Source organism: Nonomuraea longispora (assembly GCF_004348345.1).
In the GTDB taxonomy this organism is placed as follows: Bacteria; Actinomycetota; Actinomycetes; order Streptosporangiales; family Streptosporangiaceae; genus Nonomuraea; species Nonomuraea longispora.
Genome location: NZ_SMJZ01000267.1, coordinates 1 through 10,319, shown reverse-complemented (window position 1 = coordinate 10,319; position 10,319 = coordinate 1). Strand labels below are relative to the sequence as shown.

General features: G+C 73.1%; 9 protein-coding genes and 1 pseudogene. 4 read left to right on the top strand and 6 right to left on the bottom strand.

All coding sequences use genetic code 11. From position 1 onward, the window contains the following. Both E1267_RS39965 and E1267_RS39960 read left to right on the top strand, forming a co-directional pair. Positions 1–2,557, top strand: a 2,557-nt coding sequence (locus E1267_RS39965) for an alpha-mannosidase (protein ID WP_220449902.1), incomplete at its 5' end; no start/stop codon positions are given. Further along, positions 2,554–4,437, top strand: coding sequence for a hypothetical protein (locus tag E1267_RS39960; protein WP_132340903.1), 1,884 nt, complete (start codon positions 2,554–2,556; stop codon positions 4,435–4,437). The genes E1267_RS39965 and E1267_RS39960, both read left to right, overlap by 4 nt. On the opposite strand, the gene E1267_RS39955 is transcribed toward E1267_RS39960, so the two are convergent. Then, the gene (locus tag E1267_RS39955) at positions 4,422–5,066 is read right to left on the bottom strand and encodes a response regulator transcription factor (RefSeq protein ID WP_132340901.1); all 645 of its coding nucleotides are present in this window, start codon (positions 5,064–5,066) and stop codon (positions 4,422–4,424) included. The two genes, E1267_RS39960 and E1267_RS39955, sit on opposite strands and share 16 nt — an antisense overlap. An 11-nt stretch (positions 5,067–5,077) precedes the next feature. Continuing rightward, positions 5,078–6,298 carry a sensor histidine kinase gene (locus E1267_RS39950; RefSeq protein ID WP_165960069.1) on the bottom strand — a complete coding sequence of 407 codons (1,221 nt, stop codon included), beginning with the start codon at positions 6,296–6,298 and terminating at the stop codon, positions 5,078–5,080. Between the two features lie 130 nt (positions 6,299–6,428). Here E1267_RS39950 and E1267_RS39945 point away from each other — a divergent pair, with 130 nt between their 5' ends. Together E1267_RS39945 and E1267_RS39940 are read left to right on the top strand one after the other, a co-directional pair. After that, positions 6,429–8,099, top strand: a complete 1,671-nt coding sequence (locus tag E1267_RS39945) for an alpha/beta fold hydrolase (protein ID WP_132340899.1) — start codon at positions 6,429–6,431, stop codon at positions 8,097–8,099. 87 nt (positions 8,100–8,186) lie between these two features. Beyond that, a complete protein-coding gene (locus E1267_RS39940) occupies positions 8,187–8,600 on the top strand; it encodes a DUF6882 domain-containing protein (RefSeq protein WP_132340897.1) in 414 nt (137 codons plus the stop codon). Positions 8,601–8,614: 14 nt separating this feature from the next. On the opposite strand, the gene E1267_RS39935 is transcribed toward E1267_RS39940, so the two are convergent. The 4 genes and pseudogenes from E1267_RS39935 to E1267_RS39920 form a co-directional block, all read right to left on the bottom strand. Beyond that, on the bottom strand, positions 8,615–9,202 hold the full coding sequence (locus E1267_RS39935) for a GTP-binding protein (RefSeq protein ID WP_132340895.1): 588 nt from the start codon (positions 9,200–9,202) through the stop codon (positions 8,615–8,617). Further along, a complete protein-coding gene (locus E1267_RS39930) occupies positions 9,183–9,524 on the bottom strand; it encodes a DUF742 domain-containing protein (protein ID WP_132340893.1) in 342 nt (113 codons plus the stop codon). Before E1267_RS39930 ends, E1267_RS39935 begins: the two co-directional genes overlap by 20 nt. Positions 9,525–9,592: 68 nt before the next feature. Beyond that, positions 9,593–10,012 carry a roadblock/LC7 domain-containing protein gene (locus E1267_RS39925; protein ID WP_132340891.1) on the bottom strand — a complete coding sequence of 140 codons (420 nt, stop codon included), beginning with the start codon at positions 10,010–10,012 and terminating at the stop codon, positions 9,593–9,595. Then, positions 10,009–10,319: pseudogene (locus E1267_RS39920) on the bottom strand (histidine kinase); the annotation flags it as partial. The pseudogene E1267_RS39920 and the gene E1267_RS39925, both read right to left, overlap by 4 nt.

Below are 10,319 nucleotides of genomic sequence, written 5' to 3'. Positions count from 1 at the left end.
CACCGCCCCCATGGCGAACGCCCCCTCGGGCGCGCAGCCTGACGGCCTGCCCCGTGCGCCGCGACCGGCCGCCACCCCGGGCCGCACCCTGCACATGATCGGCAACGCCCACCTCGACCCGGTGTGGTTGTGGCCGTGGCAGGAGGGTTACCAGGAGGCGCGGGCGACGTTCTGGTCGGCGATCCACCGCATGGACGAATACCCCGACTTCATCTTCACCTGCGACCAGGTCGTCCTGCTGTCGTGGGTGGAGGAGTCCGACCCCGAGCTGTTCGCGAGGATCAAGGAGAGGGTCGCCGAGGGCCGCTGGGTGATGACCGGCGGCTGGTGGGTGGAGCCCGACTGCAACATGCCGTCGGGGGAGTCGTTCGTCCGCCAGGGCCTGTACGGCCAGCGCTACCTGAAGGAGAAGTTCGGCGTCACCGCGTCGGTCGGCATGAACGTCGACCCGTTCGGCCACAACGCCATGCTCCCCGCCATCCTGCGCGGCCAGGGCATGGACTCCTACTGCTTCCTGCGCCCGGGGCCGCACGAGAGCGAACTGCCCGGCACGATGTTCTGGTGGGAGGCCCCCGACGGCAGCCGCGTCATGGCCTACCGCATTCCGTTCGAGTACTGCAGCCCGCCCGGCGAGGTCGCGGGGCAGACCGAGAAGGCGCTCGGCCAGCTCGACCGCTCGCTCGGCGACCTGATGATCTTCTACGGCGTCGGCAACCACGGCGGCGGGCCCACCAAGGCCAACATCGAGTCGATCCACCGCTACGACCGGATGGGCTCGTTCGGCGAGCTGACGATGTCGTCGCCGCGCCGCTACTTCGACGAGATGGCCAAACGCCTCGGCGAGCAAGGCATGGCCGAGCTGCCGGTATGGCGCGACGACCTGCAGCACCACGCTTCCGGCTGCTACTCCTCCCACTCCGGCATCAAGGCGTGGCAGCGCAGGGCCCAGGCGGCGGTGTTGTCGGCCGAGCGGTGGGCCGCGATCGCCGGCCACGACGCCCGCGCCGACCTGGAACGCGCGTGGAAGCAGGTGCTGTTCAACCAGTTCCATGACGTGCTGCCCGGCTCGGCCATCGAACCGGCGTACGACGACGCCCGCGACCAGCTCGGCGAGGCCGTGGCGAACTCCAAGCGCATCATCACGAGGGCGCACAACGTGATTGCCCGCGACGTGCGCATACCCGAGGAGAGCGGCACCCAGCCGGTGCTCGTCTTCAACCCGCACCCATGGCCGGTCACCACCCGGGTCGAGATGCAGTACGGCCTCGCGCCCAACGGCGTGCACGTCGTCGGCGCCGACGGCGCCGACGTGCCGTGCCAGCGCACCCAGTCGGTGGCGACCACCGACGACAAGGGCCGCGGCGCCACCGTGTTCCAGGCCGAGCTGCCCCCGCTGGGCTACCGCCTCTACCGGCTGCGCCAGGGCCCCGGCATGCACCCGGCAGGCACGCTGTCGGCCTCAGAGCTGCACCTCGAGAACGACGTGCTGCGCCTGGAGCTCGATCCCGGCACGGGCTGGCTGACGAGCCTGCTCGACAAACGCACCGGCGTCGACCTGGTGGCCGGGGCGGCGGGCGAGCACACCCAGATCTGCGAGGACCCGACCGACACCTGGGGACACCGCGTCGTGTCCTACGACTGGCCGGGCGAGGCGATGGAGACCACCCGCATCGTGCTGCGCGAGGACGGCCCGCTGCGCGCCCGGCTCCGGGTCGAGCGCGCGTGGGGCCGCTCGACGATGGCCGAGGAGTTCATCCTGGGGGCGGGCCACGACGACGCGGTCGAGGTGCGCGTCACGCTCGACTGGCGCGAGCGGGCGCACCTGATGAAGCTGCGTTTCCCGGTCGCGCTGGAAAGCCCCTCGGCCACGTACGAGATCCCGTTCGCGCACCTCGGCAGGCCGATCGACGGGGCCGAGGAGCCGGCGCAGTCGTGGGTGGACCTGTCGGGCGCCGTCGCGGGCACGCGCGCCGGGCTGGCCGTGGTCAACAACGCCAAGCACGGCTACGACGTCGCCCCGCCGGGTCCCGGCCGCGACCACAGCATCGGCATCACGGCCGTGCGCAGCCCCGTCTACGCCTGGCACGACCCGAGGCTGCTCGACCTCGACGGCCACTACTCCTACCAGGACCAGGGCGTGCAGCGGTTCACGTACCTGCTGGTGCCGCACACGGGCGACTGGCGGGCGGCCGGGCTGACCCGCCGGGCGGCGGTGCTCGGCTCCCCGGTGCGGGCGATGCTGGAGAGCTTCCACGACGGCACGCTTCCTCCGGCGCGCGGCTACCTCGACGACGGTGGCGGCCAGGTCATGGTGACCGCGGTGAAGCTGCACGAGGACGCGCCCCGCGACCTGGTGGTGCGCGCCGTGGAGAGCACCGGCAGGGCGGCCGTGGCCACGCTCGACGTCCCGCTGGCCGGCGTCCGGTTGACGGCCGACTTCGGGCCGAGCCAGATCCGCACGTTCCGCATCCCGCTGGACGATCCGCACTCCGCCGTGGAGACCGACCTGCTGGAGTTCGGCACCCGCAAGGGCGCGTTCACCGTGGAGTCGTGGTGACCCGGCCGTTGCTGATCGCCGATCCCGGAGGCGGCGAGGTGGCCGTCGAAGTGGTCGGCGCGGGGCCGTACACGATGAGCGGGAGCTGGGGCGAGCCGCGCCCGACCGGCCGCCGCGAGCTGCGCCTGACCATCCGGTACGACGGCGCCGAGCCCCGCGTCGGCACCGTGCGCGTCAGCAGGCGGGTGCCCGCCGCCGACCCGTGGTGGCTCATCCCCGGCCTGTTCTACGGCGAGAACCGGCCGGCGGCGTGCCGGCGGGTGTTCCCCCGCTTCGAGGCGGGCGCCGACCGGCCCGACGAGATGGTCTCGGCCCGGTGGGGGTTTCGCGCGGACCGGGCCGCCACCCCCGCCGTCATGGTGTGGGGCGACGAGGGCGGCGCCTGCCTGATCGCGGACGAGGAGTCGGCGCTCGGCGCCACCGGCCTGGCGATCGAACACGAGGCGGGGGAGGCGGCGATCGCGCTGCTCTTCCCGTACCAGGAGTTCCCGATCACCTACTACGGCTCGGCGCTGCCGCGGCCCGCCGAGGCCGCCACGCACGTCTGGCAGCCCGGAGAGACGCAGGAGCTGACCGTGTCGACGTGCCCGCTGCCGGCCGACCGGCACGCGTACGCGCCGCTGCTGCGCGAGGACCGCGAGCTGCGCCTGCCCGCCTCGCCCGTCGAGCCGTGGCAGGAGGTCGAGGAGGCGGCCGGCATCGCCGCCGAGGGGCTCTACCGCTGGCACTACGACCCCGACCCCGGGGTGCTGCTGGAGACGGTCGGCTTCGACCGGGAGGTCAGCGGCGGCGACGGCGAGCGGGTCGACCGGCAGGCCATGCACGTCGGCTGGGTGAGCGGCATCCCGTGGGCCGCCGCGCTGCTGGAGCACGGCCTGCGGACCGACCGGCCCGAGCACGTGGCCGCCGCCTCGCGGGTGATCGACTTCATCTGCGCCGACCTGTCGCCGTCCGGCACGTTCTGGGGCACGTGGTACCGCCGTTCGGGCTGGTCGCAGAGCTGGAGCCACACCAAGGACGCGCTGCACGCCCGCACGCTGGGAGAGGCGACGCTGTTCCTGCTGCGGGCGCTGCGCCACCGGCCCGAGCCGGCCTGGGTGGCCGCGGCCCGCTCCAACCTCGACGTGATGGTGGCCCGACAGCGGCCCGACGGCAACCTCGGCACCCTCCACCACGCGGCCACCGGCGAGGTGCTGTCCTGGTCGGGAGCGTCCGGGCTGACCTGGATCGCCGCCCTGTGCGAGGCGGGCGGCGAGACGTACCTGCGGGCCGCGGAACGGGCGGGCGGCTACTACGCCGCCTTCGTGGAGGACGAGTTCATCTACGGCGCTCCCGAGGACGTCGACCTGGCGCCGACCTCGGAGGACGGCTACGCGGCCGTCATCGCCTACATGGCGCTGCACCGCGCCACGGGCGCCGGCAGCTGGCTCGACCTGGCCCGCCGCGCCGCCGACTGGACGCTCACCTTCCGCTACTCCTACAACGTGCGCTTCGGCGCCCGCACCCCCCTCGGCGTGTACGGCTTCGCCACCCGAGGCGCCGACCAGGCGTCACCGTCCAACCAGCACCTGCACGCCTACGGGCTGGTGTGCACCGACGAGCTGATCGCCCTGTCGGAGGCGCTCGGCGACCCCTACTACGCCGAGCGGGCGCACGAGACGCTGGCCTGCTTCCGCCAGCTGCTGCCCGCCGCCGACGGCGACATGAACGCCTACCGCGGCATGATCACCGAGCGCTACTACCAGACGGACTGCTTCCAGCCCAAGGGCATGTACCTGACGTTGTCGCACGCCTGGAGTGCCGGGGTGTTGCTGCTGGCCTGCGAGCAGGTGCTCGCCCGTGACCGGGTCTCCATGACGGCGGGTCACGGCTCCAGGTAGCGCAGGACGGCCAGCACCCGCCGGTGGTCGCCGCGCGACGGGGGCAGGCCGAGCTTGGCGAAGATCTGCGTGACATGCTTCTCCACGGAGCCGTACGACAGGAACAGGGCGGAGGCGATCGCGGCGTTGGAACGGCCCTCGGCCATCAGGGCCAGCACGCCGCGTTCGCGGTCGGTGAGCTCGCGCAGGTCCTCAGCCCGCCTGCTCGCTCCCATGATCTGGGTGACCACCTCCGGGTCGAGCACGGTCTCGCCGGCCGCGATCCTGGCCAGCGCGTCAAGGAACTCGCTCACTTCCGCGACCCGGTCCTTCAGCAGGTAGCCCACGCCGTGCGAGCCGCCCGCCAGCAACTCGGCGGCGTAGCGCGTCTCGATGTGCTGGGAGAACACCAGCACGCCCAGCCCCGGGTGCTCCCCGCGCAGCCGGATGGCGGCGCGCAGGCCCTCGTCGGTGTGGGTGGGCGGCATGCGGATGTCCACCACGGCCACGTCGGGCCGGTGCTCGGCCACGGCCGCGCACAACGCGGCGGCGTCGCCCACGGCGGCGGCGACCTCGTGGCCCTTGCCGGTCAGCAGGAGAGCCAGCCCGTCGCGGATCACCGCGGCGTCTTCCGCGATCACGATGCGCATGCCGCTCTCCTTCACGCTCGCGCGGGCAGATTCACGGTCACCACCGTAGGGCCACCGGGCGGGCTGTCGATCTCCAGTGTCCCGTCCACCACGCGCACCCGGTCGGCCAGCCCGCGCAGCCCGGTGCCGCGGCCCATGGCCGCTCCGCCGGCGCCGTCGTCGCGGACGCGCAGCCGCAGCCCGTCGCCGTGCGACGCCAGTTCGATCGCGGCCCGCCGGGCGCCGCTGTGGCGGGCCGCGTTGGCCAGCAGCTCCGCGGTGCAGAAGTAGGCGATGGTCTCGACCGCCGCGGGCGGCCGGTCCGCCAGATCGACGCGGAGGGCGACGGGCAGGGCACTGCCCGCGGCGAGCGTGCCCAGCGCCGTCTCCAGCCCCTGGTCGAGGGCGGCCGGGTGGATGCCGGTCAGCAGGTCGCGCAGCTCGGCGAGGGCCTGCTTGGCGTTGCGGTGCGCGACGCCGACCAGGTGGCGCGTCCGGTCGAGCCGTTCGTCCCCGCCGGCCTCCGCCAGCTCCTCCTTCGCCATGCTGAGGCCCATGGCCAGGGCCACCAGGTGGGCCTGCGTCCCGTCGTGCAGGTCGCGTTCGATCCCGCGCAGGGTGGCGGCCGACTCGGCCACGGCCTGCGCCCGGGTCGTCTCCAGCTCGCTGATCCGCGCCGCCGCCCCGCTCTGCCCGAGCAGGGTCCGTACGAGCAGGCGTTCGGGCGCCAGCGCGAGGTGTACCGCCCAGGGGGCGAGCAGCAGGAGAGCCGCGCCCGCCGCGCTCATGGCCAGGCCCTGAGCCCAGGAGCCCGCCCACCAGGCAGGGCAGGCGAGCAGGATCGGCCCGCCACCCCACAGGCCGACGGCCGTCGCGCAGGCGAGGATCGCGGCGGGCACCTTGGCCAGCCGGTAGGCGACCGCCCGCCACGCGACGGCGTCGCCGAGTGCCGACCCGAGCCACCCGGCCAGGCCGGGACGGGGCCGGAAGGGCGGCGGCTCCGCCACGCGCATCCGCAGCAGCGCGCGGGCCAGCCGCCGGTCGGCGGCGCCCAGGCGCCGTGCGCCGAGCACGCCCACGGCCAGCATCGGCACCCCGGCCACGGTCGCCGCCGACAGGCCCGTCGCCACCAGGAGGAGCAGGTAGGCCAGCCCGGCGGCGGCCATCGGCAGCGACACCAGCGCGTAGCCGAGCTCGCGCCAAACCCTCCGGGGGTCCCACGCGGCCGGCAGCGCACGGAAAGAGACGTTCACCCTCTCCAGCCTGGCGGATATCCCGCCCAGGCGTTCGGGATCTCCCGAACCAGGCCGGAGGGCTTTTCCCGTGGTGTCCGGATCCGCGTCCCGCGAGCGTGGAGGGCGACGACGACATGGAGGTACGGATATGCGCGGCAGGACGAGCGCGGCGGCGATCGTGCTGGTGACGGCGCTGGCCGGGCTCCTCGCCCCGGCGGCTCCCGCGATCTCGGCGGCGGAGGGCGGCCCGGCGGCGGGAAGTGACCCGGCGGCGGAGCGCCCCCCAACGATCGGCTGGCGAGCGTGCCCGGGGAAGGACGTCCCCCAGGGGATGCGGTGCGCCTCACTCGAGGTCCCGCTGGACTGGTCGGACACGGACGGCAAGAAGATCACGCTGGACCTGGCCCGACTCCCGGCCACCGGCCAGGGCAGCCGCATCGGCAGCGTGCTGCACGTGCCCGGCGGCCCCGGCAGCAAGGGGATCGAGGACCTGAAGAGGTTCGCGCCCGACCTGGCCGAACTCCGGCGACGATTCGACCTGGTCGCCTACAACCCCAGGAACACCGACCTGGCCGCCAAGCTGCCCGAGGTCTGCGCGCGGCCCGCCGTCCCGCACCTGGCCGAGCCGCGGACCCGCGCCGAGTACGACGCCCAGGCCGCCGCGTTCGCCCGCGCGATGCGCTCCTGCGCCGAGCATGACCGCAGCGGGTTGTTCACCCGGCTCGACTCGATCGCGGTGGCCCGGGACATGGAGGCGATCAGGGCCGCGCTGGGCGAGCGGAAGCTGAGCTTCATGGCCGCCTCCTACGGGGGAGTGCCCGCGGCGGCGTACATGCGGCTGTTCCCACAGCGCATCCGCGCCATGTACCTCGACGGAGTGATCAACCAGCCCGACGGGTGGCACGACCAGATGCTGGTGGGCTACCCCGCGTTGGAGCGCATGTTCACCCGCTTCACCACCTGGTGCGCGGCCACCGCCGCCTGCGCGTTGCACGGCGAGGACGCGGGAAGGGCCTGGCGCGCGCTCACCAGGCGGGCGGATCGTACGCCCATCCCGGTCACCTCGGAGGAGTTCGGCAAGGGGAGGTTGACCGGCTCCTCCCTGAGGTGGTTCGGCTTCCCCTTCCACCCCGGGCCCGAGCACGAGCGGTGGCTGAGCTTCGCCGACGCGGTGGACAAGGCGCGGCGCGGCGACGGCTCCGGGTTCGCCCACGTCCTCCTGGGCAACGCCCGCGTCTGGTCGATGCCGCTGGCCGTGGGCATGACCTGCGGAGACGACCGGCGCTACCACGGCTACGCCGAGTACAAGAGGATGCGCGCCCAGGGGCGCGAGGCCTCACCGAACTTCGGCGGCTCCTCGTTCGACCTGCTGGGCTGCACCGGCTGGCCGTACCGGGTCGCCAACCCGGCGCGCCCCCTGCCCACGGCGGGCCTGCCGCCGCTGCTGGGTGCGGGCACCTGGACGGATCACCCGTTGACCGACAGCCTGGTGCGCCGCGTCCCCGGCTCGACCACGATCCGCTACGAGGGGCCCGGACACGTGCTCTACATGAGCGGGGACCGCTGCACGATCGGGCACGCCACGCGCTACCTCGTCGATCTGACCCTGCCGCCGCCCGGCACCGTCTGCCGGCCCGGCCAGAAGGAGAACCGCCGCTCCCGCTCCGCGGGCGGGGGTGATGACCTGAAGGAAGGGGTTCCCGATCAGGGGGCCGGTCCGGGCGACGCCGGTCAGTCGTCCCTCTCCTTGTACGGCTACGCCCCGCTCCCGCATGACCTGCTCGCCAGGGTGCGGGCCCGGCTCGGCGTCACACGCTGATCGGAAGGTCGGTGGCGACTCGTCGCCGGGTGCCACAGCGGCGCGCGCGGATGGACGCCGCCCGGCGAAGGCCCTAGGGTGCCCGTCGTGTCTGAATGGCCTACCTTCACGAATCTCCTCGACGACGCCGCGCTGCCCTCGCTCGGCAGCGCCGCCCCCGGCCCGCGCTCGTGGTTGTGGGCCTGGGCGAACCCCTCCGGTTTCCCGCCCGAGGTGGCGGCGGCCTCCGCGACGCTGCGCGACTTCGGTCAGCGGCACGGCATACCGGAACTCGCCTCCGCGGAGGTGCCGTTCGACGCCCTGCCCCGCACGCCGGGCGAGCCGGCCTTCGCCGCCGCGCCCCTCACGGAGGCCGCCAAGGCCGTGCTGCCCCGGCCCGAGCCCGGCGGCCAGGCGAAGCTGACGGCGCCAGGGCTGGAGGCGACCGTCAGCTTCGACGAGTATGGTCGCGTGGCCGACCTCAGGGCATCGGTGTCCCCGGGCATGGCTGGGGGCGGCTGAGCTCCGCCCCCAGGCTAGCTGCCGACCGGTTCCGCGCGAAGCCGGGCCGAGTGCTTGACCAGGGTGATGAGCACTTCCCGGCTCGACTCGCGCTTCCTCGCGTCGCACATGATGATGGGGACCGACGGGTTGAGCTGGAGGGCCAGCCGCACTTCGTCCAGGTCGAACTTCTGCGCCCCCTCGAAGCAGTTGACCGCCACCACGAACGGCGTGCCCCGCCGCTCGAAATAGTCGATCGAGGGGAAACAGTCGGCCAGGCGCCGGGTGTCCGCCAGGATGACGGCGCCCAGGGAGCCCTCCGCCAGTTCGTCCCACACGAACCAGAAGCGTTCCTGCCCGGGCGTCCCGAACAGGTAGAGGACGTAGTCGTTGCCGAGGGTGATCCGGCCGAAGTCCATCGCCACGGTGGTGGTGCGCTTGGCCTCGACGGAGGTGAGGTCGTCGACGCCGATCCCGCGGTCCGTCAGCACCTCCTCGGTGCGCAGCGGCCGGGTCTCGGAGACCGCGCCGACCATCGTCGTCTTGCCCGCGCCGAAGCCGCCGGCGACCAAGATCTTGATCGCCGTAGGCAGGCGCGGACGCTCAGAGCGAGCGAAGGCCATCGAGCACCGCCCTGTACATCTTCATGTCGTGCATGTCCACCTCGGATTGTGGTTCCTGGGCAGAGACGAGTTCGCGGTCGAACAGGTCACCGAGCAGCACCCGGATCGTGCCGGCCGGCAGATCGAGATAAGCGGCGATCTCGGCCACCGACTTGGGCTCGCGGCAGAGCTGCAGGATGCGCAGATGCTCGGGGTCGAGCCCGGCGTCGGGCCCCGGCGGCGGCCCCACGGCCAGCGCCATGGAGATCAGGTCGAACCTCCCGTGCGCGGGCTGCGTGCGGCCTCGGGTCACGACGTAGGGGCGGATGATCTCAGGATCCACCCAGTGCTCGTCGGTGGGCCCGTCAGCGCCACTTACCGGGCCACCCACCGGCCCACCCACCGGGCCACTCACCGGTCACTCCTGGCGATGGCCTCGGCGTTGCGGGCGCCGGAAGTGAGATATTGGCCCACCCGTGCCACCAGCATCGCCATCTCGTACGCGATGAGCCCGATGTCGGCGTTCTGCGCGCACAGCACGGCCAGGCAGGCGCGCTCCCCAGCGGTGGTCACGATGAGGAACTGGGACTTCCACTCCACGACCGTCTGCCGGACCGCGCCACCGGAAATGCGGTCGGAGACGCCCTTGGCCAGGCTCTGCAACCCGGAGGCGACGGCGGACAGGTGCTCTCCGTCGGTCCGCTGCAACTCGGCAGAAGACGCCATCAGCAGGCCGTCGGAGGACAGGACGATCGCGTGGTCGGCCTCAGGGATGCGGCCGATGAGGTCGTCGAGCAACCAGTTGAGGTCGGTGCCCGAAGTGGGGGTCATGACTCACCTCCCGACTGTTCGTCCATCATCTTGGCCGCTTCGGTGCGGCCGAGACGGGTGCCGGACTGGAAGGATCCCATCATCGCGCGGATCTCCTCCGGAGAGCGCTCGTCATCGTCCTCCTCGAGGTCGGGCTGCGTGGGCGTGTCGTCACGCAGCGCTGGCGCCAGGTTGGCCTGTGGAACGCGCAACGGCAGCCCTGACGGCGTGAACTCGGCCACAGATTGCTGCTCCGGTTCGGCTGGCGTTTCTTGGGGTCGTGGCTCCGGGTCCTTCGCCGGTTCGGGGACCGGTGTCGGGACGGGCG